Below are 25,775 nucleotides of genomic sequence, written 5' to 3' on the forward strand. Positions count from 1 at the left end.
ATTTCATTTCTTTGTTTGTCGATTCTTTGCTAATAATTCTGAGGTCATTTCTTTTTCCCAATTTTTATTGAACCCGAAAACTTTTACAGTCATTATAGTAATAGAAATTACAGTTCCCAATAAAATAAATAAATACCACCAATAATCTGGACTTGTTAAGTAATTAATAGCTAATAAGAAAACGTTTCCTAAAGCGATTGTGATCAAAGTATTATAAAATTCTTTCAATTCTGTTGTACGTTCAATAGCTTCCTGAAATGATATTTGATCGCCTTCTAATACTTTTATTTTTTGGGTAAGAATAGGAAGTTTAACTCGAAATTGTTCTTCCGTTTGTTGAATATCAATTTTTTGATTTGAAATCAATTGATAACGATTTTTAATGTTATTTAAACCAACTCCTGTCGAGTCTTTTATCGATTCTTTGGGTTGAAAGGTATTTTCAATAATCAAAAAATTATCTTCTTTATAAATTCTGATTTTTAACGGTTTTGTTTCTGTAGCAATATTATGTTTGATCGTGTTTTCTAATAAAATCTGCAGGGAAAGTGGTATTATAAATTCGTTTTCCTTAAGTTCTTCTATTTCTAAATTAAAATCAATACTATTCTCAAAACGTAATTTTAATAGATTAATATACGTTTTTGCAAATTTTATTTCATCTTCCAACGGAACAATTTCTTTGTCTTTTTGCTCTAATAAATAACGATAAATTTTAGATAGAGATGTGGTGAAATCAACTGCTTTATCTGGATTTTCTTCAATTAAACCAGTTAAAACATTTAAGCTATTGAATAAAAAATGTGGATCTAACTGATTTTTTAATGTCTCGAAATTTGCCGTTGCTGTTTCTGCTTTTGTAGATTGCTCAACAATTTTACTCTCAAGAATATTTTTCTTGCGGTCTATAAAATAAAAAATTGCTAAAAAAATTGCAGAAATAATCCCAATTACTATATAATTGGCTAATTGATTATAAAAAATATCCTCTCTAAGAATAGGATTTATAATCTTCACAAAAACATAATAGAGTAGTAAGTTGCTAATTATAGCTTGTGAAAAATATTTTATAAAAACATAACTATTGTATCCTTCTTTAATAATTTCTTGACGATAGTCGTAAAATATTTTAGATCCAATAAATGATGCCCAAACACTATATACAAAATACCATTTAAAGTATATTGTGCTTTCAGCAGATAAAAAATATTCTATTCTTGCATTTGGAGTTAAATAGAAAATGATTGAATAAATAAAAAAATTACCTATCAGTAGAATAAATAAATTTCTGAAAACCCTCTTTTTATCAGAAACTTTTCTTCCTACAATTACCATATAAATTAAATATGCTAAAAATATATACGCCAATAATTTTTGGAAAAATTGACTAATGCTAAATTCATAATTTATATTTTGAGGAAAAATTTCTAGAACAAAGTCTAAGTACATCAAAATAGCAACTATTGCAATAGATGTTAAATAAATCAGAGCATCATTAAATTTATTCATAAAGCTATAAGTTCTAAAAGAATTATAATTAGTCGTTGGATGAGTTGAAAAAATAGAATGATCATTATCTTACTTTTTACAATCATTATTTAACAACGTTTTCGCACGCTCTTTTCCCCAACTTGGTTCAAATACATCAACTAATTCATTTTCAAATAAATCTAAAGCTTTTTCAACATTTTTACATGATGATTTAATATCTCCACCTATAAATTTTGCAGCATTAATATTAAACTCTGCTTGCCCCAAAATAGTACGTGGATTTTTTGGCTCTAAAAGTAATGCATGAGCGTAAGTAGCATTTACATCTTCCATCAATGCCATTCCGTTTGCCATAGGATTTAAAACAATTTCTGAAGTTAAATTCAAGGCTTTTAAATTTAGAATTTCTGGATGATTTGGAAAAGATTCTTCTAATTGAGCAATTAATAATTTTGCTTCATCTATTAAGTTTTCTTTTTCCATATTATTTTCTTTTTCAAATGAAAGAAGAGTTTGAGTAAAGGCTATGTAATATTTAGGTAATCGTTCGGTTGGATAATTATTCTGAATTTTTTTAAACGATTTTAAACCAGCTTCATTTCCACTTTTCCACTGCTCAAAAGCTTGTTGCATTTCTGTCTCAAAATTGTTTTGTGCAAAAGAAATGGTTGCTATACATGTTGCTATAATAATGAATAAATTTTTCATAATAATGTTTTTTAAAATTGTTGAAGTAAAATTCCATTATTATAAAAATGTATCAAATATTATGTAGATGAATTGTCGAATTCGATGGCTGAGTTGTAAAAAAAAGAGGAAACAAATTAATTTGTTTCCTCTTTTTAGAAAATTTTATATAAAAATCTATTCTTACTTAATGAATTGATTTACTACTTTTTCTGTTTGTAAATATACTTCAGTTAGATCATCGTTATAAGATCCAATTGCAGAATATTTTGCTTGTCGAGCTTTATTCAATAATGTTTTCCATTCATTCACTAATGAATTATCCCATCCATTTTGGATTAATTTTTCACCAACACTGTAATCTGAGAAATTAGCTAAATCTGTTCCTGAATATTTCATTCCTAATTGACATAAAAGATCTTCCTGAAATTTATAAAATACTTTAGGATCAGCATTGTTGATGTTTTTTTGCAAGTCTGACAGTTTATTATTTAAATCTTTTTTACTTTCTGTACTTACATTTATTTTTTCAGAATAAGAACTCATTTTTTGATTTGTATATGGTTTTGTAACATAATTATCTTCTGAATTTTTTACTTCATTACTAGATAATATTTCTACATTTTCATCTTCTTTTTTACGTCGTAAAAGAAAAAGTCCTACCATACTCATAACTAACAAACCACCAGCTGTTAAAATCCATTTAGAATTTCCATGAGTTACTTCATTTGTAATTTGCGCAACAGAATCAGATAATGATTCTTTGTTAACCGCTTCGTCATGTCCTTGATAAGCTAAACTATTAGATGCTCCATTTACAGTATCAGAAGTAGTACCGTCCACAGAAATATTAACTTCATCTGATTTTAATGTAATATATTTTTCTTTCTCTGGATCAAAGTAAGAAAATTCTACTGGTGCTATTGTATAATTTCCTCCATACTCAGGAACCATTACAATATCAGCCGAAACTGAACCTTGCATTCCATCTTCATAATTTTTAAAATTATTAGTTTTATTCGGAGGATAAATTTCAAGATTTTTTGGTTTTTTAATTTCTGGTATTATTACAGTATTAAAATTCCCTTTTCCTGAAATTTTAATTTTTAAATTAGAACTTTCATTGGTATTTAATTCTTTCTTATCTACCGCAGAAACTAATTTAAAATCTCCTACAGCTCCGCTAAAATTTGCAGGTTTTCCTTCTTCTGGTAATGCTTTCGCATTTATTATAATAGGATTACTTTTAATTTCATATGCTTCGGTTCCATAAATACCTGAAACTAGAATATCCATAGAAAATGGATCAATTTCTATTCTTCCAGCCTTTTGAGGAAATAAGTTATATTTCGCAACTTCTTCTGAAAAGTACGGTTTGCCTGAAACCATTTCTTGCTTAATAGTTTCTGGACGACTAGTTACCATTTTTGGACTTAAACCTTCTAATTTTCCTTGACGAAAATTTCGTTTACGATTTAATAAACCTAAATCCCTCGAATAATATTTAACAATTAAACTAACTTGCTCATTAACATAAGGATCAGTTTTAGAAACATTTGTTTGAAGAAATACAGGTTGGTTTTGTACAGATTTATTTTGAACACTTGTCGTATTTGATTTGGTAACTTCAATTTCAATAGGTTTAGTTGTGTAAAGCTTTCCATTGATTTCAATTTTAGCTGAACCAATTTTTAGTTTCCCTTCCTTTTCTGGATTAAAAATTAAGATTATTCCATCTTGAATAACTCCTTTTCCATTAACGTATTGAATGTTCTGCGTTTTATTTTCTCCTACTAACCTAAAACCAGGATGATCAGGAAATCGCATAGGTTTATCAATGCTATAATCCATGGCATCTGCTTCAATAAAAAAACCAACTTGTAATGTTTCTCCTACAGAGAGTGTTTTTCTATTGGCTTCTGCTTTGAAAGATACATTTTGGCATAACGCTATTACAGACGTTGTAGCCAATATAAACATAGTACTTAAAACCTTAAATGCATTCATTACCAATCTTTGGATGTTTTTGTGCCTTGTTTTTCTGCTTTTTGCTGAATAATTCGGCGTTGTGTTCTTGCTTCTTGTTCTTGGAGCGCTTTCAACATTCCTTCTCCAACTCCGGAAGGTGCATTATTTTGTTCAGCTCCTTCACCTTTAGAACCTTGTTTAATATCTTTATTTTTTTGTTCTCCTTTTCCCTTCTGATTTCCGTTTTGTCCTCCATCTTTAGGGTTGTTTCCTTTATTTTCTTGTTGATTTTGATCAGCCTCGTTAGATTTATTATTTTGTTGTTGCTGTTTATTTTGCTGATCTTGATCCTTTTTATCCTTATTTTGTTGCTGTTGATTATTCTGGTTATTTTGCTCCTTATCTTTAGAAGAATCATTTTTCTGATTGTTCTTTTTATCTTTTTGTTGCTCTTTTTCTAGCATTTTTTTAGCATAAGCTAAATTATACCGTGTAGCTTCGTCATAAGGATCATTTTTTAACGCTTTTTTAAAACTTTCTACAGCTTTGCTATAGTCTTGTTCTTCGAGATAGGCATTTCCTGCATTATGGTATGCGGAATGTTTTTCTGATGTTGACTTAGCAATTTCTGCAGAACGATTATAATGAGTAATACTTTCTTTGTAACGTTTTTGCTGAAATAAAGCATTACCTAAATTAAAATTAGCCTTTACAGATGTAGGATCCTCCAATGCAGCACGCTTATATGCATACTCTGCATTATCAAATTTACCTTTGCTATAATAATCATTTCCTTCTATAATATAATCTTTGACTTTTGATTGTCCAAAAGCAATAGACGAAAATATTAAGATGAATATAAAATTGTAATTTCTAATATATTTAATCATCACACTTACAAAACTACTTAATTCTACTCTTAAAAAACTTATATTCAGATGTTAATAATTCTATAAAAAGTAACAATACAGCAAATCCTAAAAACCACTGAAAAATGTGGTTCATGTTCTTTGTAGTAGAAGTTGCTATTTCATTCTTATTCAATCTTGTTTTGTATAATGATAGGTTTGAAATTCCTTCTTGAATTGTATTTAATTGGATATAAGTTCCATTAGTTTGCTCAGCTAATTTTCTTAAATTATTAGACTCTAATTTTGAAATAACTGTATTCCCACTATTATCTCGTTTATAATCATCTTGGTAACCATTGTAATACATTGGGATTGGCCCACCTTTATCTGTTCCAATTCCTATAGATGCAATATGAATATTATTGTCATTTGCAAGTTTTATGGCATTTGTCGTACTATTCTCATTGTCCTCTCCATCAGAAATTATGACAATCATTTTACTCGAATTTGCTGACTTTTCTAACAGTTTAGAAGCTTCTTGAATAGCTTTCTCAAAATCAGTTCCTTGACTCGAAATTAGTTCTGTATTAACATTAGATAAGTAACTTTCTATAGCAGCATAATCATTCGTTAGCGGAGAAATTGCAAATGCATTTGCGGCAAATACTACTAGACCTGTGCGATCTCCACCTAATTGATGAAGCATATCACCAATAAATTTTCTAGATTTTTCGATACGAGATGGTGCAACATCTTGTACATTCATACTCGACGATAAATCTGATACAAAAACAATATCTATTCCTTCTCGTTTTACTTCAATTTCTTTTTGTCCCAATAAAGGATCCATCAAAGCAATTATAATTAACAATACAGCACTACATGACAAGAATAATTTAAATAAAAATTTTCTTGATGATACCATTGGAAATATAAACGGTAACAAATGTTTATCTGCAAAAGTCGATTTTACACGTTCTCTCCATCTGTAAACATTGATTGATAGAAAGACGATTACCGCCAATGCGATTAACCAAATTATTTGTCCAAAATCACCCCACTGCATTAGATTAATTCTTTAAATACGGTTCTTCTCAATACAATTTCTAACAGCAATAATATTAATGCTGGTAACAAAAAGCGTGAAAATAATTCAGTATAGTTATAATATTTTATTTCGTTAATTTCTGATTTTTCTAAATGATCTATTTCAGAATAGATATTTTTTAACGTTTGATTGTTTGTTGCTCTAAAGTATAATCCTCCCGTTTTATCAGCAATATCTTCTAAAAGAATCTCATCAATTTCTACTGGTCTTAAGTCGAATATCAAATTTCCATATAAATCATATCCTGATGGAAATGGTGCTTGACCATTTGTACCAATTCCTATAGTGTATACCTTAATACCTTTGGAAGCAGCAATTTCTGCAGCTTGCCTTGGTGATACATACATTAAATCTGCAGAAGGATTTATACTTTCAACACCATCGGTAATGAGTATAATTACTTTAGAAACAGCTTTACTATCTTTTAAATGGTTAATAGCTGTTGCTAATCCAATTCCGATTGCAGTACCATCTTCTAAATTACCAGATTGTAAACGATCAATTTCAGAGATTAACATATCTCTATCGGTTGTAAGTGGAACGCGAGTAAGAGCTTCACCAGAATATTCGACAAGGCCGATACGATCCGTTTTTCGCTGCAAAGCAAAATCTTTTGCAACATCTTTTAATGCAGTTAACCGATCAGGTTTTAAATCCTGTGCCAACATACTTAATGAAGTATCAACAGTCATTAAAATATCAACACCTTCGTCTGCCTTTATTTGAGTAGTTATATCTACAATACGAGGACGAGCTAAAGCAATAATACATAATCCTAAAGCAATCATTCGCATAGCAAAAAGTAATGGCTTATATCGTGATAAATTACTTTTTACATCACCAAATGGCTTTAATGAACTGATTTTTAAAGAAGCTTTTTTCTGTCTTGATTTACGAATTTCACGAAAAATGAAAAAAGGTAAAACAATTAATAAGGCTAAAAACCAAGGCGTTTGAAATTCGAAATTAAACATTAGCTATTATCCCATTTTTTGTATTTCTCCCCAGTTACATCATCCTCTGTTGCGGTATCGTTTTCCGGAAGATTTAATGGTTTTATACGTTCTACAAATTCTCCAACCCACTTTCTGTAAGTCTGATTTTTTTGATCATCAAATTCTTGTTTGGCAAATTTTGCTAAATCAGCATCAAATAAAAATTTCTTGAATTCAATTTTGTCTTCCTCTAGAATATCAGTTTTCTCAGTTATAAACTGAACCAAATCATCAGATAATAATTCTAAAGCAGAAACTGAATACACTTTTCCGATATAACGACGAAGTAAAAAAGATAATTGAGTGTAAAATTCTTTCTGTTCTCCTCTTTTTAAATATTTCTTTGCATCAATACTTTTTAATCCATCAATCACTTCTTCGTAAGGTGTTTTAGGAATTTTGTTTTTTAAATTTCTTGATTTTGATCTGATATATAATACAATCAATACAATTGCAATAATAAAAGCAATTAAAGCTGCAATGCCAATAATCCAATACTTATTCCAATAATCTTTTAACGTGTATTCTTCCGTCATTACTGGTTTTATGGGATGTACTTTAGCCTGAGCAGTATCCACTTTTACATCTTCTACATTTATTTGAAAAGATGGAGTTTTAAAAGTTTGACCATTAATAATTACTGGAATTGTACGAATTAGGAATTCTCCTTCATCAAATGAAGTTAAATCTAATTGATGGATAATTTTATTTTGCTCACCTTCCATTACTGTATCAAATTTTTGATCAATAATTTCGATGTGGTGAGATAAAGTATCTTTTAATGTTTGAAATTGAATCTTATCCCCTTTTTTGTAATCAACTTTATATGTTAACCTAACGGGTTCTCCTATTCTTATTCTGGATGTATCAATTTTAGCTTCAATATCTTGACCAAAACTTGTTAACATACCAACAAACAAAGTACCTAAAAGTAATAGTTTCTTCATAATCTAAAAACGATGACTTTTAAAATAATTTAACAATGGATGAACATAATCTTGATCAGATTGAATAGATAAACTTCCAGAATTATTCTTCTTAAAAATCGCATGAAATCTTTTATCCAATTCGTAATAATATGAAGCATACATTTTTCGTGTTTCCGGAGAAGAAGTATCAATAAGTCTTAATTCTCCCGTCTCTTGATCTTGAACATTTACCAAACCTATATTTGGAAAATTTGTTTCTTTCTCATCATATATTCTTAATCCAGTAATATCATGTTTTTTAGAAGCTACGCGCAATGAGCGATTATAATCTGAAGAATCAATAAAATCAGATAAGATAAATACATTTGATTTTCGACGTGCTAATATCATGAATTGTTCTAATGTCTGATCTAGATTCGTCAACTTACTTTTTGGTTCATAAGTGATTATTTCCCTTACAATTCTTAAAACGTGTTGCTTCCCTTTTTTTGGAGGAATAAATTTTTCGATATGGTCTGTGTACAAAATTAGACCAACTTTATCATTGTATGTTGTTGCAGAAAAAGCCAAAGATGCAGCTATCTCTGCAATAGTTTCCATTTTGATTTGTTTTTTTGTTCCAAAAGATTCAGATGCAGATATATCAACTAATAAGTACATCGTTAACTCTCTTTCTTCTTCGAAAACTTTTACATAAGGTTCATTATAACGAGCGGTTTTATTCCAATCAATATTTCTTACATCATCACCATATTGATAGGGGCGTACTTCGCTAAAAATCATACCTCGCCCCTTGAACGAACTATGATATTCTCCCATGAATAAGTTGCTCGCTTTCCGCTTACTTTTTAATTCGATACGTTTTACACGTTTTAAGATTTCTTTAGTTTCCACAATTTTATGATTAACTAAGGAACAGGTACAACATTAAGTATATTGTCGATAATTTCTTCAGAAGATATATTTTCTGCTTCAGCTTCATAACTTATACCTATACGATGACGCAACACATCTTTTGCCATTGCACGTACATCATCAGGAATAACATATGCACGTTTACGTAAAAAAGCATATACTTTAGAAGCCTGGGCTAAATTTATTGATCCACGTGGTGATGATCCAAAAGAAATCATAGGAATAAGTTTTTCCAACCCATATTTTTCAGGATGGCGTGTAGCACTTATAATATCTAAAATATATTTCTCAATTTTTTCATCCATATAAACTTGTTTCACCATTTCTCTAGCTTCAATTAATTCTTGAATAGAAATAACTTTCTCAACTTTAGGAAAAGTATTGTTTATAGAATTTCGTAGAATTAAACGTTCTGCTTCTAACTCTGGATAAGTAATAACCGTTTTTAACATAAAACGATCGACCTGAGCTTCTGGCAAAGGATAAGTTCCTTCCTGTTCTACTGGATTCTGAGTCGCCAAAACAAGAAAAGGATTATCTAATTTATACGTTTCATCTCCAATTGTCACCTGTTTTTCTTGCATTGCTTCTAATAATGCAGATTGTACTTTTGCAGGCGAACGATTGATTTCATCAGCTAATACAAAATTAGCGAAAATCGGACCTTTCTTAATTTTAAAATCGTTTTCCTTCACGTTATAAATCATTGTTCCTACAACATCTGCAGGTAACAAATCTGGTGTAAATTGAATACGAGAAAATGAAGCGTCTACAGCTTCAGAAAGAGTTTTTATAGCTAATGTTTTTGCTAATCCAGGAACACCTTCTAATAAAACATGCCCGTTACCTAATAAGCCAATTAATAAACACTCGACCATTTTCTCTTGACCGATAATTGTTTTATTAATTTCTGAAGTTAAGCGAGTAATGCTTGTACTTTTAGCTTCTATCTGTTCGTTTAATTGTTGTATATCCAAAATTTCGATGAAATTTATTTAGTTCGGTTTTAGTTCTTTTCAAATTTCTTTAAAAATAAGAACTAATAACTAAGTTTATTGACTAAAACTTTCTTGCCGAATTGTTAAAATATGTTAAATTACAATTTATATTACAGTCTACTGATTTTTTGATTGCTTTAAGTAGTAAGCTAATAATATACCATAATTGTTTTAGAATATGATAATGTTATTCGCATCAAAGAAACTTCTAGTAACTTTGTAAAAATTATATTTTATTAAAATGGTTACTAGCATAGTAAAAAGAGCTATAAATTCTCAATTTTTGGTTTATTTGCTAAGATGTATAATTGGATTCTTGATAGGATGGATATTAATATTGAAATTTCCTCAATATGATTTCTTTTGGGCTTTATTATCCATTATTCTAGTTATATCTCCTGAGGAAAACCAAGCAAAAAAACTTACGATAGATCGATTTAAATCCAACTTCTTAGGTTCTTTATCAGGACTTGTAGTTTTTTTCTTACCTATAGATGATCTTTATAAAATAATACTAGGTATAATTATTACTTGCATATTTTGTAGAATTTTTAATCTTCTTAATGTGGCCAGAAGTGCATTAGTAGCTGTTCTTATTATATTAATAGAACATAAAAATGATAGCTTGTTTGCACCAATTTCTCGATTTCTTACTACAGCTGTTGGATGTTTTATAGGTTTAGGTGTTACTTTAGTTACCTCTATAATGATACAAGAGATAAATAAATTTTATGAGAAGTAAGTTCTTTAAACTTTTTACGTAAACTTTTTTTAATGAGATTGGGGTTAGAAGCTTTTTAGGAATAACTTTTGTATACCATCAAGTACTTAAAAACGTTTTAATGAAATTCTATATTACCTTAATTGCCTTCGTATTTAGTGTTGCATCTTTTGCCCAAACAAGAGTTAAAGTTGTTAATAACATTAGTTTTGAGAATGTTATACACGCTAAATCTTCGTCGCATCATCATAGTCCTCGACCTAGACCACATTACAGAAAACCACACAAAAAAGTACATCACTATAATCACAAGAAGAGACACCATGCACATGGAAATGCTAAAATGTTTCCACATAGACATCATCGCCGTTAATTCATATAAACAAGGAATTAAAAAAATGCTTTAGACTTTTATAGTTTAGAGCATTTTTTTTCGAAAAAATCTTAATCGATTATATCGTTATAACTACTCTAAGAACAGGATTATATTTTACATATTTGTTAAATAATTAGATATAATTCCCCATTAACCGACAATACAAGCCGGTTTACCTCTATATTTTTTGTAGGAATTTTTTGTTGTGCACCTTTGTATCAACAAAAGAGATAAGCGCTATTTCTTTTACCATTGTTAATTTATAATATAATAAATATGAAAAAGTTTTTCGCATTAGCAAGTATGATGATAGTTTTATCAGTTTCTGCACAGCAACATAAGTCTAACTATGGTTCAAAAGATAAATTTGAACATAAAGTAGTTCATGCAAAAAAGCAAGATTATCCTATTGCTCCTTATAAATCTTCGACTTATCAAAACGCAAAACAGTTTGAGCGTTATGATTTATCATCTAGCCAAAGAAAAAAAATTACTTCTTTATTTGATACTAGACAAAAAGATTTAAAAGACTCTAAACATAAAAGAGGATTTGATTATGCAAAATATGATAAAGATTTTGAGAAAAAAATTGAAAAAATATTAAGTAAAAAACAATATCAACAATATAAAAAAGATCAATATAAAGGAAATAAATCTAGACATGTACAAGGTAAACAGCCACAAGTAAAAGTTATAAAAAGAGGTTTTTAAAAAATAAATAATTATGAAATATTATATCGCAGCTATAGCATTTGGAATTGGAGTATTTTCTTACGCACAACGTGGACCACATCATCATCCAAAACCGCCACACGGAAAATTTGTAAAACATGATTACCATAAAGGTCCTCGTAAACACAAGCATTATGATAGAAGACATTCTCCTAGAGAAATTAATCATCATCACCGACCAGCTCCAAGACCTCACAATAGAGGAATATATGTAGTTATTAAATAATAATAGCTTCTTTTGAGAACAGATAATCGGTTAAAAAAATTGAGCAGAATGCTCAAGAAAAGTGAGTTTGTAATCTAAATATAAACTCACTTTTTTATTTTTTTAATCTTTCTTTATAAATATATTGTCTTTTTTTGGTATGAAATATGTATTTATCTGCTCAACCAAATCATAAAGTGTAATGAAAAATATATTTGCAATAGTAGCATTAGTCTTTTCTTTTTACGTTTCTGCTCAAGTTGATGTTTTACAAAAAACGGATTCATTAAAAACTGAAGCAAACGAAAAATTAGTTTTAAAGAAAGAAAGTTATCCAATTTCTATTGAAGAAGAATTTAAGAAATATGAAAATTTAAATCTTAGTTCTAAACAGCAAAAAGATTTAAAAGATAACTTGTTATTACAAAAGCAAATTCAGCAAAAAAAATTGGATCGAGTAGAAAAATTTAAATTAAATAATTCAATTAATATTCCTGATTCTCATGCAACATATGATTCTATACAGATTAAAAGATCTAAAAAGATAACAGATGATTATGGTGTAAAAATTAAAAGAAAATATAAATCCAATTCAGTTAAATAATATTCATAATTAGTAATATAAAAAAGTTAGTCTTATTTTATTACCTAAAGCTATTTATGCAAAAAAGCGAGTTATTAACTCGCTTTAATCATTTATTCTTCGGCCATTGCTTGCCATTTTCTGTATAGTTGTATAATTCCGTAAAATAGAATTATAAATAGAATTGGATTAAAATAGAAAAATAATTCAATTATCTTATCAATTATCACAATCTCAGGAAGATCATAAAGTTCATAATAATTAATTTTTTCTCCTCCTTGCATATATAGAATTTCTAGCCTCATTTCTTTGTAAAAAGACAAAACAACTAATCCTATAAAAAGTGTGGTTACTGTAAACCAGTTTAGCGCTACTCCAGTAATAATTTTATTTTTATTTAATTTCAATCCTCTAAAGGTTACAATGATGAATATTAAATAAAATAGAATAGGAATTATAAACTGTATATACGTATTTAGGTCAAATACTTGTAAAAATAAACCTAAACATGTACCTATTATAACTACTATTCCACTACCTACTAGACTAATTAACCAAACTTTGAATGATGAAAATCTAAAAAGAATGATATGTAAAGTAATGATTAATGCTGCAAGTATGTAATATTGAAATGAATCAAATATATTTGAATTGTACTTAGCAATTTCAAAATGTGTATATATATCTATTAATGATTTTGCATTTATATAATCTTTTTCAAATTTGTTATTACCATTATAATACTCGCTATTTTGTAATTCATGAGAAATGAAATAATAGGGATATTGTGGAATATAATCTAGCCAATTTTTGTCTTTAAAACGATAACCTATTTTATATTTATCTAATAATTGTTGATAACTATTAGTTAATTTAACTATTTCACTTCTATTATTAGTTTCTAAAATTTTTATTAATTCCTTATCATAATATTGATGTGTAAATTCTGGTTTTGAGCGTACTTGAAATTTTATATCACTATAATTATACAAACTGTACAAAACTGTTTTATCAATATTGTATGCTGCCTCTACATTTAGCTCAGGATTTATAATTTCTGGCGATTCCGATGGATTTATATTTTCATATAAGTTATTCTTCCCTTCTTGATAATTATAAAAAGTTCTATTAAAACTTATTTTAGTAACAGGATAATTCCCTTTTAATTTATTAACCAATAGATCATTGAATTCCTCATTTCTGAAATAAGGTTCTTTAATATCTATGAATTGTAAATTTTGTTTTTTATTTCTGGTATATAAACTAAGAAATTCCTGCTCCGAAACCAATGTATCAAAAACCGGTACACTAAGATTTCTTGAAAAATTATCATAACCATATTCTTGTTGTAAAGTAAATGCCGACACGCGATTTATTAAATCTACATCTTTATCAAATTGCTCATCAGTAATTGTATTTGCTACATGCATATCTAATCCTGCTCTAAATATATTTGGAACACATAGAAACAGAGAAATTATACTAAATACACCTAGAAATTCTTTAAACAAATAATTTCTAGAAGTAGGATAATTAGATTTAAATCTATTATTTTTTATGTAGAAATAAAGCCATATAATCAATATAATTACAATAAAAAGAAAGTAAAAAACTCCATAATAATTGTTTAAAAATATTGCAGAAATGTTTTCTTCTAATAACTGAGATGTATTTTGATAGTGATAATATCCATTAATAAATGCTATACAATTCACCAGAATTCCTATACCTAAAATCCATAACAATTTAAGATTCCAAATCAACGGATGATTTTCAATCAGATATTTATTTATTTTTTTAATCATATTATACAAATTAGTTAATAAAGAATCTACGACTTGATGAAGAAATATCTCGGATGTATTTAATCTCTAAATCAGATTCTCCAATTATTTTCAATACATTTTTCATAGAAATTTTTATTGGAAAATAAGCGATATAAGATCCTCCATTAAATTTTACATCAATTAGTTCTAAACTTTCTAAAATTGATATTAATTCCTTTTTACTATTATTTACATCAATTTCTATGATGGTAACATTTTCATCTTTTTTTTCTTTATCAGTTTGATACCTTAGTTTTCCATGTTCTAAAAAAATAATTTCTGTAGAAACTTTTTCAACTTCGTACAATTGTTGTGAACTAAGTATAACCCCAAAAGGGTTGCTTATAGATTGTGAGAGGAATTTTAGATCTTCTAAAATTACTTGTTGAGCCATAATATCTAAATTAGCTAATGGTTCATCCAATAATAACACCTTCGGTCTACGCAATAAATTTCTTACTAATTCAAACCTCATCTTATAACCTGATGACAGTTGACTCCATTCTAATTTCCTATATTGCCAAAGTCCCAATCGGGCTAACATGACCTGAGCAAGTAAAAAATTTTCTTCTCCCTTTATATTATACGAGCTTAGAGTGAATTGCAAATTATCCATTAAGTTTCCATATAACTTCTCTATTCTTTGGGGAACAAATACTAATTGAGATTTTAAATCATAACTATAAGATTTTGCAGTAGAAAAATGATAATTGATTTTTCCTGCGCTTTCTTTTAATTCTCCACCTATTAATCTTAATAAAGTAGTTTTACCATTTCCATTTTCTCCTACTAAACCGACAACTTCCCTAGTTTTTAGATCAAAAGTAATGGGATGAAGTTTAAAGTTTCTATTGCTATAAGCTTTTTCAACATCTTGTGTTGAAATTAAAACTTCATCTTCTTTAAATTTAGGAATAGGAGCAGAGTCTATTTCATTTAATAATTCTAGTGCCTTTATTTTCTTAATATCCTCTGGCATACTGTCTTTATAATAAATATTGGAATATTCAATAATCTTTTGGAAAAATTTAATATCACCCATATCTAATACTAAATCAATCATACGACGATAACCTAAATTAAGATCATTTTGATTGATATGGCTTTCTACTTCTATAATTTGTTCTTTATATACATTCATGTGTTTTTCCATGTAATTTTAATAAATATAGGTAAACATCTTCTGTCATAAGTTATCTCAAATTCAAAATGGCTGAAAGTAGCTAGGTTATTTATTTAAATTAAAGAAGAAGATTAGAGAGCTTTTTCACATCATTTATTAGGATTTACAATGTTATTTTTTTTTGTTATTAACTCTGTTAATAACCTATTAATTAGCTGATTTTAAATACTATTTAATTAACAATTTAAGTTTTATAAAACAAAAAAAATCGGACAAATGCCCGATTTTATAATTCTATATTTTTAGAGTTTTAGTTAGTTTAATATAGCTGCCACCCCTGGTAATTCCTTTCCTTCTAAGGATTCTAACATTGCTCCACCACCAGTAGAAACATAGCTTACTTTGTTCTCGTATCCAAATTGTTTTACAAATGCAACAGAATCTCCACCACCAACTAATGAAAAAGCTCCATTTGCAGTCGCTTCAGCAATAGCATCTCCTAGCGCTATTGTTCCGTTAGCAAAATTTTCCATCTCGAATACTCCTAATGGCCCATTCCAAAGTATTGTTTTTGATTTCTTAATAACTTCTGTATTTTGTTGTATAGTTTTTTCTGCTACATCCATTCCCATCCATCCATCAGGAATTTCTCCTACAGCTGTTACTTGGCTATTGGCATCATTATTAAAATCATCTGCAATAACATTATCTATTGGTAAATAAACTTTTACATTATTTTCTTCGCATTTCGTTAGAATTTCTTTCGCTAAATCTAATTTATCATTTTCTACTAAAGAATTTCCAATGTTTCCACCTTTAGCTTTTATAAAAGTATATGTCATTCCGCCACCGATAATTAGGTTATCAATAACAGGTAGAATATTGTTAATAATTGTAATTTTAGATGACACCTTTGCTCCCCCAAGTATCGCAGTAACAGGATTTTCTCCTTCTGTCAACACTTTGTTAATAGCTTTTAGCTCTTGTTCCATTAAGAGACCAAAACATTTATTTTCTGGGAAAAATTCAGCAATTATAGCAGTTGATGCATGTGCACGGTGCGCTGTTCCAAAGGCATCATTTACATAAACATCTCCAAAGGCAGCCAATTGTTTTGCAAAATCTTTATCTCCTTTTTCTTCTTCCGCGTGGAAACGAACATTTTCTAATAAAAGAACTTGGCCTGATTTTAGATTTAATACTTTTTGTTTCGCATCATCACCTATAATGTCTTCAGCTACAATTATTTCTAAACCTAATATTTCCGAAATTTTGTAAGCAATATTTTTTAAAGCGTATTTGTCATTGAATTCTCCTTTAGGACGTCCTAAATGGCTCATTAAAACGACTGCACCACCATCCTTTAATATTTTATCAATCGTTGGCTTAGCAGCTCTTATTCTAGTATCATCAGTCACGTGGAAGTTATCATCCTGCGGAACATTAAAATCAACACGTATTAAAGCTTTCTTGTTTTCAAAGTTGAAGTCGTTAATTGTTTTCATTTTGTTTTGTATTTTAAGTTTCACAAATGTAACTAATCTTTAAATTTTAAGCTTAAAATCCATTTAATGCTTTTCAACTATCAACATTTATAAACAATAATAATTATTAAAGTTTTTTTTAATTTAAATAAAAAGAAAAATATGCTACTACTATTAGCACTGTTAATATGTTCATAACTATAAACACATTAATTTTGTTTAACTTCTATTAACAGGTTATTATTTGTAAATTTGCTTTGTAATGAGAGCTTTAGTTAAGGTATCAACAAATTATAAAATCTGTTCATAAACACATTTTGTGGAAAAGTCATTTGCTAAAAACTATTGATAAAGGTGTGTAAATGTTTTCTGCTAAAATGAAAACTTTGACTTGACTGGTATTATAATTTTTCTAATTCGAATTTTGATTCAGATTACCAAATTTTTCTACTCAAAACTTATTAGAATTATTAATACAGATCTTAACAAGTTGTTACTGTATCCTAAGTCTTGATTTACAGTATTTTAAAACACAAACATAAAAAACAGTTGTTAATAGTATGAAAATAGTGATTGGATCAGACCATGCAGGGTATGAATATAAGGCCAAATTAGTAACCTTATTAACAGGTAAAGGGATTGAGGTTGAGGATATTGGACCGTTCTCAACAGATAGTGTTGATTACCCTGATTTTGCCCATGCAGTTTCCGAAAATGTTGAGCAAGGCAAGTCAGACTTTGGAATTCTACTTTGTGGAAGTGCACAAGGAGTAACAATGACAGCTAACAAGCACCAAAAAGTTCGTGCAGCTCTTTGTTGGATGACGGATATAGCAGCATTAGCGCGTCAGCATAACAATGCAAATGTTTTAACTTTACCTGCACGCTTCATTGCTTATGAATATGCAGAGCAAATTGTTGAAACATTCCTATCTACAGAATTCGAAGGAGGAAGACACGAAAACAGAGTGAATAAAATAGCATGCTCATCTTGTTAATAGTACATTTTATTATTAGTATAAAAATCTAAAAAGGCCAGCTCTTCAGAGCTGGCCTTTTTAAATAAAATTTAATAAATGAATTAATTTAATATATATAGTTTAAATTATAAACTATATAATAGATATAAGGTTTTGTTTTTAATAATATATAAACCAATTTTAGCAAATATGAAACTTTTATTTTTTTCTTGATTTAATTTTACACCAGAATATTGATTCTATCAAATTATTTAAAGAAAAGAAAAAATGAGCAGAGCATTACTACTTAGAGAACAAGCAATATCTTTTGTAAAAGATACCTTCTCTAAATCGTTACAAGAAGAGTTAAACATCATTCCAGTTTCAGGACCATTAGTGGTAGTAGATGGTACAGGAATTAATGATGATCTGAATAGTATAGAACGTCCAGTAAAGTTTCCGATCAAATCTTTAAATGATCAGAATGCAGTAGTTGTCCATTCTTTAGCAAAATGGAAACGTATTCGATTGAAAGAATTAGAATTAGAACCTGGTGAAGGTATTATTACAGATATGCGAGCACTTCGTCCAGACGAAGATTATTCTCCTATCCATTCTATTTATGTAGACCAGTGGGATTGGGAAAAGGTTATCACTGCATCAGATCGTCAACTAGATTACTTACAATATACAGTATCTTCTATTTATAAAGTAATAAAGCAAACAGAATTAAAAGTTGAAGAAAAATATCCTACATTAAAATCTATTTTGCCAGAAGAAATTACTTTTATTTCCTCTGAAGAATTGTTACAAAAATACCCTAGTTTCACTCCTAAGGAAAGAGAAAATGCAATTGCCAAAGAATACGGAGCTGTATTTATTTATGGAATCGGAGGAGTATTAAGTAACGGAGAATTACATGATTCTCGTTCTGCAGATTACGATGATTGGAGTACAGAAAATAGAGCAGGATTTACAGGGCTTAACGGTGATATAATTGTTTGGAATCCTATCTTAGAACAAGCCTTTGAACTTTCATCAATGGGAATTAGAGTAGATAAAAAGGCTCTTTTAAAACAATTAGAAATCAGAGGTGCATTAGATAGAAAGGATTTGTTATTCCATTCAATGTTATTAAATGATGAGTTGACTGAATCTATAGGAGGAGGAATCGGACAATCTCGTTTATGTATGTTGATGCTAAAACTGCAACATATCGGAGAAGTCCAACCCAGTATTTGGGAAGAAGGAATAAAAACTCAGTTAAAAGACCAGGGTGTTGAATTATTATAACCTTTAATAATATGTTATAAAAAAAGTCGCTATATAGCGACTTTTTTTATTTTAATTAATGAAAAATAAAGGTGTTAATAACTGTATATTAAGAGTGTTAAGTGGTTGTTTTAAAGTATTTTGTAATTGTTTATAACCTAAATTCATTCATTCTTGTTTATATAATAATTTAATTCAATTTTTGGCTTAATTTTCGCAATATTACTTCTTGTATTACCTATCTTGTAATTAAACATTTATACATTTACCTAACAAATAGATTATACTAAATAACTTATATTACCTTTGCAAAGGTTATGTTATTTATGTTATTAACATGTAGTATTAATAATCGATCATTTCATTGATTTATAGATATTTGATGTGTTAATAAGCAAATGAATAATAGATTGATATTTTAATATCAAACGAGAAAAAAATTATGCCAAGAAAAGAATTTAAAAATAATAAAGCTTCAAAGAAAGAAAAGAGTATTACTAAATATACTAAGAGTATAATTGAGGTACTTTTCCAAAATCCAAAGAAAGCTTTAAACCATAAACAAATTGCTGCTGCTTTAAAAATCGATAATCGTATTGAAGTAGAGTTATTAATTAAAAATCTAAATGTTCTACTAGCCGATAAAAAAATCGTAGAAGAAGATAGAGGTAAGTACAAAATAAATGAAACCAAAGATTATCATATTGGTACTATCGATTTAACATCATCAGGTAGTGCTTATGTTATCGTTGAAGATTTTGAACAAGATGTTTTTGTACAGAAAGGGAAAACAAAAAATGCTTTACAAGGAGACGAAGTTAGAGTATATCTTTACCCTTGCAAAAAAAATAGTACAAAATTAGAAGGTGAAATTGTAGAAATTACAAGCCGTAATAAAACAGAATTTACTGGAATTTTTGAAATCGCAAAAAATGGAAATTTTGGTTTTGTTGTGATGCAAAATGGTAACAATGACTTTTTTGTACCAAGCGAAAAATTTAATGGAGCGAAGAATGGTGAAAAAGTTGTTGTAAAACTGAGCAATTGGCCAGAAAATTCTAAATCACCCTTTGGTGAAATTGTACATGTATTAGGTGATCCAAATGATACCGATGTAGAAATACATTCGATCTTATTAGAATATAATTTACCTGCAGAGTTTCCAGTTGAAGTAGAGGAAGAAGCAAATAACTTAGACACTTCTATTGATGAAGCAGAAGTAGCTAAGCGTCGTGATATGCGAAATGTAACAACCTTTACCATAGACCCAAAAGATGCGAAGGATTTTGATGATGCTTTATCTATTCGACAATTGGAGAATGGAAATTGGGAAATAGGTGTTCATATTGCTGATGTATCACATTATGTACGTCCAGGATCTTTAATAGAAAAAGAAGCTTATAAGCGTGCAACATCTGTATATTTAGTAGATCGTGTGGTGCCTATGTTACCAGAAGTTTTGTCTAATGTTGCGTGTTCATTAAGACCTAATGAGGATAAATACACTTTCTCTGCTGTGTTCGAAATGGATGATAATGCTAGGATATTAAATTCTTGGTTTGGACGTACGGCAATTCATTCAGATCGTCGTTTTACATACGAGGAAGCACAAGATATTATTGAGGGTGCTGAAGGAGATTTTAAAGATGAGATTTTAAAACTAGATCAATTAGCTAAAATCATGCGTACAAAACGTATGGGAGTAGGAGCAGTAAATTTTGATAAAGTTGAAGTTAAGTTTGATTTAGATAATGAGCATAATCCACGTGGAATTTTCTTTAAAATATCAAAAGATTCTAATAAATTAATTGAAGAATTCATGTTATTATGTAACAAGAAAGTTTCAGAATTTGTAAGCTTAGATAAAAATGGAAAAGATAATGGAAATACTTTTGTTTATCGTGTACACGATGAACCAAACCCAGATAAGTTATTAGATCTTAAGAAGTTTATTCGCCAATTTGGATATAGTTTAGAAGTTGGAGATCGTAAAACAACCATCCAATCCTTGAATAAATTGTTGTCTGAGGTTAAAGGAAAACCAGAAGAAAATATGATAGAAACTTTGGCAATGCGTTGCATGGCTAAAGCAATCTATACAACAGAAAATATTGGGCATTACGGATTAGCTTTCGATTATTATTCGCATTTCACTTCTCCAATCCGTCGTTATCCGGATATAATGGCTCATCGCTTACTACAAGATTATTTAGATGGTAAAAAATCTCCAAATGAAGATATTTACCAAGAGAAATGTAAACATAGTTCATCGTGCGAAAAAATAGCTTCGGATGCCGAACGCCAATCTATAAAGTACATGCAAGTAAAATACATGGAACAATTTGTAGGGGAAACATTTGAAGCATTTATAACAGGTGTACAAGAATATGGACTTTTCGTAGAAATACCTTCTACACGCTGTGAAGGATTGATCAGATCTCGCAATATGGAAGGCGATCATTATTATTTTGATGATAAAAACCACGCATTGGTCGGAAGAAAAACTGGAACTAAATATCAATTAGGGAATCCTATTCGTATTAAGGTACTTAGTGCAGATTTATTAAAGAAACAATTGGACTTCGAGTTAGTAGAAGATTAATATTTGGATATAAAGTCTTACCTTGCAGCCCTTAAATCATGTTATGGAATTAATATTTTCAGCCATACTGATCGGTTTTGTACTTAGTACAATTTTGATAGGACCTGTTTTCTTTTTATTAATTGAAACAAGTATCCGAAAAAGTTGGAAGTCAGCTGTTACTTTAAATTTAGGAGTAGTTGCCGCAGATATTTTATGTATTACTGCTGCATATTTTGGGAGTAAGGATTTTGCAGAATATATCACGATGCATCCTAAGTTTTATCGTATATATATTATCGCAGGTTTCTTTGTAATGGTGTACGGTATTTTTATGTACTTTTCTAGACCTAAATTACATTTAGATAACAACGATCAAGTAGTCAGCAACAATTATATCAGAACTTTTTTCAATGGATTAATCATGAATTTACTTAACGTTGGTGTCATCGTTTTTTGGTTTGTGATTGTGTCTTCGATTATGATTAAATATCCAGTGCCAAGTGATTTTATAACTTATATGGGAGTAATCTTAATCACCTATTTTAGTATTGATTTAATTAAAATATTTCTAGCAGGTAAGTTGCAAAAACGTATCACAGATGAAATGGTTTTTAAAATTAGAAAAGGAGTAGGGTTTTGTTTACTAGTTTTCGGAATCATCATTACGCTAAAAGGCTTTGGTTTTTTTAAAGAAATAGATCAGAAAATTGAAAAGCAATTAATTTATCAATCAGAATAATACAAGAGCTATATAAAAAAAGAGCCAATTCTTTATGAATTGGCTCTTTTTTTATCTTTAATTTGAAACAGCAACAAAAATTATTCTTATTAAGTTTTATTGCTTTAATCTTTTTATAATTTCTTGATACACATAATCTGAGCTTAAATTTTGAAAATAATCAAAATTTTCGAATCCCTTAGGATCTTTTCCAAATATAGAAGTTGGCCTACACTCCATATGTTCATCTTGTATTATATCTGTATATGACTGTCCATAGCCTAAAAAACCGGCATAAGGATGCGTTCCGCCCCATATAGAAATACTGCGGGTTCCCATCAAAGAAGCTAAATGCATATTTGCACTATCCATAGATATCATAACTTGTAATTGCGCAATTCTTTCTAACTCCTTTTCGAAGTTTAAAGTACCTGCCAGTGAAGTAATATTTGAGTCAAATTTTTCCCAAGTTTTTAATTCTTCTACTTCAGCTTTTCCACCACCAAATAAGTAAATTTTGTAGCCATCTTTAGCTAATTGTTTAGCCACAAATTTCATCTTTTCTAATGGAAACATTTTACTTGTAAAAGCAGCAAATGGAGCAATTCCTATCGCTTTTTTATCTTTTTCTACTTGCGGATTTAGTTGATGAGATAAAGTTAAATCAAATCCTAATTCTCGAAAAACATCAGCATAGCGTTCAGTTGTTAATTTTAACTGTTTAAAAACCCTATTTTCTTGAGAGACTAAAGCTTTTTTTTCTGCACGACCTTTATCTAGTGTACCAGTTTTTATACCGTTTAATTTAAATAATGCTGTAACTACTTTCGTGCGAATTACATTGTGTAAATCTGCTACATAGTCAAAGTTATATACTTTTAGTTCATTATATAACTTTAGCAATCCGAAAATACCTTTATAATTATTATTTAAATCAATCGGAATGAATTTGATGCGAGGATTTGATTTAAAAATTGTTGCCATAAAAGGTCTAGATGCAACATATACCTCAATTTCTGGATTTTGATCCAAAAATTCTTCCAATACAGGTGCAATCATAGTTACATCACCTAAAGCAGAAAATCTTAGCGCTAGCAATTTCTTCTTTAACATAAAAGAATTATGAATTCAATTTTGATTGAAAGGCAATTGCATAAAACTTAAATTGTTTTACCATTGCTAATAATCCATTTGCACGAGTAGGAGATAAGAATTCCGAAAGTCCAATTTCATGGATAAATTCTGTATCAGAATCTAAAATATCCTTCGGTGCTTGATTGTTATACATTCTAACCAACAAAGCTGCAATTCCTTTTGGTAATATTGCATTAGAATCTGCTTTGAAATGGATTTTATCACCATCTAAATCGGCATCTAACCATACCGAAGATTGACAACCTTTGATAATTTTATCATCCGTTTTTGTTTCTTCTGGTAAGGTTTCTAAACTTTTACCTAATTCGATTAAATATTCATAACGCTCTTCCCAATCTTCAAAAAATGAGAATTCGTCAACTATTTCGTTTTGAATTTCTTTAATTGTCATGCTACAAAGTTAAGGAGAAATAAACTTTTTAACCGATTTGTGAATAACGTATTTTATCAATTCATTGTCAAATATTTCGTGTATTTAGAAGTTTATAATTATATAAAGATTATGGTCATTATTTAAGCATTATTTTTTACAATCTTCTTGTTGAAATTATAACATATAAAATCATTTAATATTCAACTATACTGCAAAATCACTTCATGTTATTAACAAAAAATGGTATTGATTTACAATTGATTAAAAGGTTATTCACATAGTTATGAATAGTTTGTTTATAAGGTGTGAATCTCAAAAAGCTATCGTAAATTTGAATAAAATTTTAAGATGAAAACAGTCTACAAAATATTAGCTATTGATTCCAATCATGAGTGTTTAAATCAAGGCTTAAGAGATGCGGGATTTATAGTCGATGAAGATTATATATCATCCAAAGAAGAAATTGCTAAAATAATAAATGAGTACGATGGAATGATTGTTCGTTCTCGTTTTCCAATTACCAGAGAATTTTTAATGAAAGCTACAAATCTTAAATTTATAGGTAGAGTTGGAGCAGGATTAGAAAATATTGATGAAGAATATGCTGCAGAACGTGGGATAGTTTTATTTAATTCACCTGAAGGAAATAGAGATTCTGTGGGAGAACATGCAATAGGAATGTTGTTGATGTTGATGCATCATTTACGTCGTGCAGATAAAGAAGTTCGTCAAGGAATTTGGAATCGTGAGGAAAATCGTGGAGACGAACTGAAAGGTAAGACAGTTGGTATCATTGGATATGGGAATATGGGTAATGCTTTTGCAAAACGTCTTCAAGGATTTGGAGTAGAGACAATATTTTATGATATATTACCAGATAAAGGAAATGAATTTGCAAGACAAGTAGAGCTTTCAGAATTTTTTGATCGTGCAGAAATTGTTAGTTTACATACTCCTCAAACTCCTGAGACTATGCAAATGATAAATTCCAAATTTATTAATCAGTTTAAAAATCCATTTTATTTTATAAATACTGCACGTGGTAAAAGTGTTGTTACAAAAGATTTGGTGCAAGCAATGAAATCTGGAAAAGTTATTGGAGCTGCGTTGGATGTTTTAGAATTTGAAAAATCAAGTTTTGAAAAATTAGTTGTATCAGAACTCCCAGAAGAATTTAAATATTTAATAGAGGCAGATAACGTTGTATTAGCACCTCATATTGCAGGATGGACACATCAGTCTAAAGTAAAATTAGCTGAATTTATTCGCGATAAAATTATCTTATGGAGTAAAGAAAATACATAATTATAGTATACACAGCATATCATCTAAGAGTGCTTCTTGTAAAAGAAGTACTTTTTTTATTTACTAAATTTAGAATACACTTTCCATATAATAATTACTGCTCCAAAGACTGCTAAAATATTTAATATTCCCCAAATAATAAATTTTGGTTGAATAGAAAAGGTAAAAAATTCTTCCATTATTTCTGTGGTATTATTTAACGTTTGCCGAAGTTACCTTTATCCACATTTGTGAATAACTCTTATTCACAATTCATTTTTACATTTATCAACAGCTTATTTAAAACTTATAAAATATTAATTTATTGTGTTTTAACTAAAAATTTAAGTAATTAACAAAATTTTAAAATTGTTAATTTTAATAACTTTATCACTGTATTAACATATTCTGAGTTATTAATTAACACAAATCAATTTT

At 28.8% G+C, this 25,775-nt stretch carries 24 protein-coding genes; 10 read left to right on the forward strand and 14 right to left on the reverse strand.

All coding sequences use genetic code 11. The features are described from left to right. Window positions 1-3 precede the first annotated feature (3 nt). From IM532_RS09425 to IM532_RS09465, 9 genes are all read right to left on the reverse strand, one after another. Window positions 4-1,509, reverse strand: a complete 1,506-nt coding sequence (locus IM532_RS09425; RefSeq protein ID WP_194183210.1) for a histidine kinase — start codon at window positions 1,507-1,509, stop codon at window positions 4-6. Window positions 1,510-1,578: 69 nt separating this feature from the next. Continuing rightward, complete coding sequence (locus IM532_RS09430) at window positions 1,579-2,199, reverse strand: hypothetical protein (RefSeq protein WP_194183211.1); 621 nt, start codon at window positions 2,197-2,199, stop codon at window positions 1,579-1,581. A gap of 162 nt (window positions 2,200-2,361) precedes the next feature. Next, window positions 2,362-4,185 (reverse strand): BatD family protein, encoded by a 1,824-nt coding sequence (locus IM532_RS09435; protein WP_194183212.1) that lies wholly within the window; start codon window positions 4,183-4,185, stop codon window positions 2,362-2,364. Beyond that, a complete protein-coding gene (locus tag IM532_RS09440; RefSeq protein WP_194183213.1) occupies window positions 4,185-5,036 on the reverse strand; it encodes a tetratricopeptide repeat protein in 852 nt (283 codons plus the stop codon). The genes IM532_RS09435 and IM532_RS09440 overlap by 1 nt, the downstream gene beginning before the upstream one ends. Window positions 5,037-5,049: 13 nt before the next feature. Then, window positions 5,050-6,063, reverse strand: a complete 1,014-nt coding sequence (locus tag IM532_RS09445; protein ID WP_194183214.1) for a vWA domain-containing protein — start codon at window positions 6,061-6,063, stop codon at window positions 5,050-5,052. Then, window positions 6,063-7,079 (reverse strand): vWA domain-containing protein, encoded by a 1,017-nt coding sequence (locus IM532_RS09450; RefSeq protein ID WP_194183215.1) that lies wholly within the window; start codon window positions 7,077-7,079, stop codon window positions 6,063-6,065. The genes IM532_RS09445 and IM532_RS09450 overlap by 1 nt, the downstream gene beginning before the upstream one ends. Further along, window positions 7,079-8,047, reverse strand: a complete 969-nt coding sequence (locus IM532_RS09455; protein ID WP_194183216.1) for a BatD family protein — start codon at window positions 8,045-8,047, stop codon at window positions 7,079-7,081. Before IM532_RS09455 ends, IM532_RS09450 begins: the two co-directional genes overlap by 1 nt. A 3-nt stretch (window positions 8,048-8,050) precedes the next feature. Continuing rightward, window positions 8,051-8,923, reverse strand: coding sequence for a DUF58 domain-containing protein (locus IM532_RS09460; protein WP_194183217.1), 873 nt, complete (start codon window positions 8,921-8,923; stop codon window positions 8,051-8,053). Between the two features lie 14 nt (window positions 8,924-8,937). Then, window positions 8,938-9,921 (reverse strand): AAA family ATPase, encoded by a 984-nt coding sequence (locus tag IM532_RS09465; protein ID WP_194183218.1) that lies wholly within the window; start codon window positions 9,919-9,921, stop codon window positions 8,938-8,940. A 262-nt stretch (window positions 9,922-10,183) separates the two neighbouring features. Between IM532_RS09465 and IM532_RS09470 the strand changes: the two genes are divergently transcribed. The 5 genes from IM532_RS09470 to IM532_RS09490 all read left to right on the forward strand — a co-directional run bounded on the left by IM532_RS09470 (window position 10,184) and on the right by IM532_RS09490 (window position 12,580). Then, entirely contained in the window at window positions 10,184-10,684 is a 501-nt protein-coding gene (locus tag IM532_RS09470; protein ID WP_194183219.1) for an FUSC family protein, read from the forward strand. 100 nt (window positions 10,685-10,784) lie between these two features. Next, entirely contained in the window at window positions 10,785-11,036 is a 252-nt protein-coding gene (locus tag IM532_RS09475; protein ID WP_194183220.1) for a hypothetical protein, read from the forward strand. Between the two features lie 279 nt (window positions 11,037-11,315). Further along, window positions 11,316-11,750 carry a hypothetical protein gene (locus IM532_RS09480; protein ID WP_194183221.1) on the forward strand — a complete coding sequence of 145 codons (435 nt, stop codon included), beginning with the start codon at window positions 11,316-11,318 and terminating at the stop codon, window positions 11,748-11,750. A gap of 13 nt (window positions 11,751-11,763) precedes the next feature. After that, on the forward strand, window positions 11,764-11,997 hold the full coding sequence (locus IM532_RS09485; RefSeq protein WP_194183222.1) for a hypothetical protein: 234 nt from the start codon (window positions 11,764-11,766) through the stop codon (window positions 11,995-11,997). Between the two features lie 181 nt (window positions 11,998-12,178). Beyond that, window positions 12,179-12,580 (forward strand): hypothetical protein, encoded by a 402-nt coding sequence (locus tag IM532_RS09490; protein WP_194183223.1) that lies wholly within the window; start codon window positions 12,179-12,181, stop codon window positions 12,578-12,580. Between the two features lie 92 nt (window positions 12,581-12,672). On the opposite strand, the gene IM532_RS09495 is transcribed toward IM532_RS09490, so the two are convergent. From IM532_RS09495 to IM532_RS09505, 3 genes are all read right to left on the reverse strand, one after another. Then, the gene (locus IM532_RS09495) at window positions 12,673-14,364 is read right to left on the reverse strand and encodes a hypothetical protein (RefSeq protein WP_194183224.1); all 1,692 of its coding nucleotides are present in this window, start codon (window positions 14,362-14,364) and stop codon (window positions 12,673-12,675) included. Window positions 14,365-14,374: 10 nt separating this feature from the next. After that, window positions 14,375-15,538: an ABC transporter ATP-binding protein gene (locus tag IM532_RS09500; RefSeq protein ID WP_194183225.1), complete on the reverse strand. Its 1,164-nt coding sequence runs from the start codon at window positions 15,536-15,538 to the stop codon at window positions 14,375-14,377. Between the two features lie 284 nt (window positions 15,539-15,822). Further along, entirely contained in the window at window positions 15,823-17,013 is a 1,191-nt protein-coding gene (locus tag IM532_RS09505; RefSeq protein WP_194183226.1) for a phosphoglycerate kinase, read from the reverse strand. A gap of 539 nt (window positions 17,014-17,552) precedes the next feature. On the opposite strand from IM532_RS09505, the gene rpiB reads away from it, so the two are divergent. From rpiB to IM532_RS09525, 4 genes are all read left to right on the forward strand, one after another. Further along, window positions 17,553-17,990 (forward strand): ribose 5-phosphate isomerase B, encoded by a 438-nt coding sequence (gene rpiB, locus IM532_RS09510; RefSeq protein WP_194183227.1) that lies wholly within the window; start codon window positions 17,553-17,555, stop codon window positions 17,988-17,990. A gap of 249 nt (window positions 17,991-18,239) precedes the next feature. Beyond that, complete coding sequence (asnA, locus tag IM532_RS09515) at window positions 18,240-19,244, forward strand: aspartate--ammonia ligase (protein ID WP_194183228.1); 1,005 nt, start codon at window positions 18,240-18,242, stop codon at window positions 19,242-19,244. Between the two features lie 421 nt (window positions 19,245-19,665). Then, window positions 19,666-21,825, forward strand: coding sequence for a ribonuclease R (gene rnr / locus IM532_RS09520; protein ID WP_194183229.1), 2,160 nt, complete (start codon window positions 19,666-19,668; stop codon window positions 21,823-21,825). Window positions 21,826-21,868: 43 nt separating this feature from the next. Further along, window positions 21,869-22,546 (forward strand): LysE family translocator, encoded by a 678-nt coding sequence (locus IM532_RS09525; RefSeq protein WP_194183230.1) that lies wholly within the window; start codon window positions 21,869-21,871, stop codon window positions 22,544-22,546. A 96-nt stretch (window positions 22,547-22,642) separates the two neighbouring features. Here IM532_RS09525 and IM532_RS09530 read toward each other — a convergent pair whose 3' ends face one another. Next, window positions 22,643-23,638, reverse strand: coding sequence for a glycosyltransferase family 9 protein (locus IM532_RS09530; protein WP_194183231.1), 996 nt, complete (start codon window positions 23,636-23,638; stop codon window positions 22,643-22,645). A 7-nt stretch (window positions 23,639-23,645) separates the two neighbouring features. Further along, entirely contained in the window at window positions 23,646-24,071 is a 426-nt protein-coding gene (locus tag IM532_RS09535; RefSeq protein WP_194183232.1) for a SufE family protein, read from the reverse strand. A gap of 330 nt (window positions 24,072-24,401) precedes the next feature. Between IM532_RS09535 and IM532_RS09540 the strand changes: the two genes are divergently transcribed. After that, window positions 24,402-25,358 carry a 2-hydroxyacid dehydrogenase gene (locus IM532_RS09540; RefSeq protein WP_194183233.1) on the forward strand — a complete coding sequence of 319 codons (957 nt, stop codon included), beginning with the start codon at window positions 24,402-24,404 and terminating at the stop codon, window positions 25,356-25,358. Window positions 25,359-25,775: the final 417 nt, after the last annotated feature.

Origin of the sequence: Faecalibacter rhinopitheci, from assembly GCF_015234135.1 — a bacterium.
Lineage (GTDB): Bacteria > Bacteroidota > Bacteroidia > Flavobacteriales > Weeksellaceae > Empedobacter > Empedobacter rhinopitheci.

Excerpts from the sequence above, each read along its gene's own strand:
- IM532_RS09425 (WP_194183210.1), bottom strand. The coding sequence starts at position 1,509 with ATGAATAAATTTAATGATGCTCTGATTTATTTAACATCTATTGCAATA.
- IM532_RS09430 (WP_194183211.1), bottom strand. The coding sequence starts at position 2,199 with ATGAAAAATTTATTCATTATTATAGCAACATGTATAGCAACCATTTCT.
- IM532_RS09435 (WP_194183212.1), bottom strand. The coding sequence starts at position 4,185 with ATGAATGCATTTAAGGTTTTAAGTACTATGTTTATATTGGCTACAACG.
- IM532_RS09440 (WP_194183213.1), bottom strand. The coding sequence starts at position 5,036 with ATGATTAAATATATTAGAAATTACAATTTTATATTCATCTTAATATTT.
- IM532_RS09445 (WP_194183214.1), bottom strand. The coding sequence starts at position 6,063 with ATGCAGTGGGGTGATTTTGGACAAATAATTTGGTTAATCGCATTGGCG.
- IM532_RS09450 (WP_194183215.1), bottom strand. The coding sequence starts at position 7,079 with ATGTTTAATTTCGAATTTCAAACGCCTTGGTTTTTAGCCTTATTAATT.
- IM532_RS09455 (WP_194183216.1), bottom strand. The coding sequence starts at position 8,047 with ATGAAGAAACTATTACTTTTAGGTACTTTGTTTGTTGGTATGTTAACA.
- IM532_RS09470 (WP_194183219.1), top strand. The coding sequence starts at position 10,184 with ATGGTTACTAGCATAGTAAAAAGAGCTATAAATTCTCAATTTTTGGTT.
- IM532_RS09475 (WP_194183220.1), top strand. The coding sequence starts at position 10,785 with ATGAAATTCTATATTACCTTAATTGCCTTCGTATTTAGTGTTGCATCT.
- IM532_RS09480 (WP_194183221.1), top strand. The coding sequence starts at position 11,316 with ATGAAAAAGTTTTTCGCATTAGCAAGTATGATGATAGTTTTATCAGTT.
- IM532_RS09485 (WP_194183222.1), top strand. The coding sequence starts at position 11,764 with ATGAAATATTATATCGCAGCTATAGCATTTGGAATTGGAGTATTTTCT.
- IM532_RS09490 (WP_194183223.1), top strand. The coding sequence starts at position 12,179 with ATGAAAAATATATTTGCAATAGTAGCATTAGTCTTTTCTTTTTACGTT.
- IM532_RS09495 (WP_194183224.1), bottom strand. The coding sequence starts at position 14,364 with ATGATTAAAAAAATAAATAAATATCTGATTGAAAATCATCCGTTGATT.
- IM532_RS09500 (WP_194183225.1), bottom strand. The coding sequence starts at position 15,538 with ATGGAAAAACACATGAATGTATATAAAGAACAAATTATAGAAGTAGAA.
- IM532_RS09505 (WP_194183226.1), bottom strand. The coding sequence starts at position 17,013 with ATGAAAACAATTAACGACTTCAACTTTGAAAACAAGAAAGCTTTAATA.
- rpiB (WP_194183227.1), top strand. The coding sequence starts at position 17,553 with ATGAAAATAGTGATTGGATCAGACCATGCAGGGTATGAATATAAGGCC.
- asnA (WP_194183228.1), top strand. The coding sequence starts at position 18,240 with ATGAGCAGAGCATTACTACTTAGAGAACAAGCAATATCTTTTGTAAAA.
- rnr (WP_194183229.1), top strand. The coding sequence starts at position 19,666 with ATGCCAAGAAAAGAATTTAAAAATAATAAAGCTTCAAAGAAAGAAAAG.
- IM532_RS09525 (WP_194183230.1), top strand. The coding sequence starts at position 21,869 with ATGGAATTAATATTTTCAGCCATACTGATCGGTTTTGTACTTAGTACA.
- IM532_RS09530 (WP_194183231.1), bottom strand. The coding sequence starts at position 23,638 with ATGTTAAAGAAGAAATTGCTAGCGCTAAGATTTTCTGCTTTAGGTGAT.
- IM532_RS09535 (WP_194183232.1), bottom strand. The coding sequence starts at position 24,071 with ATGACAATTAAAGAAATTCAAAACGAAATAGTTGACGAATTCTCATTT.
- IM532_RS09540 (WP_194183233.1), top strand. The coding sequence starts at position 24,402 with ATGAAAACAGTCTACAAAATATTAGCTATTGATTCCAATCATGAGTGT.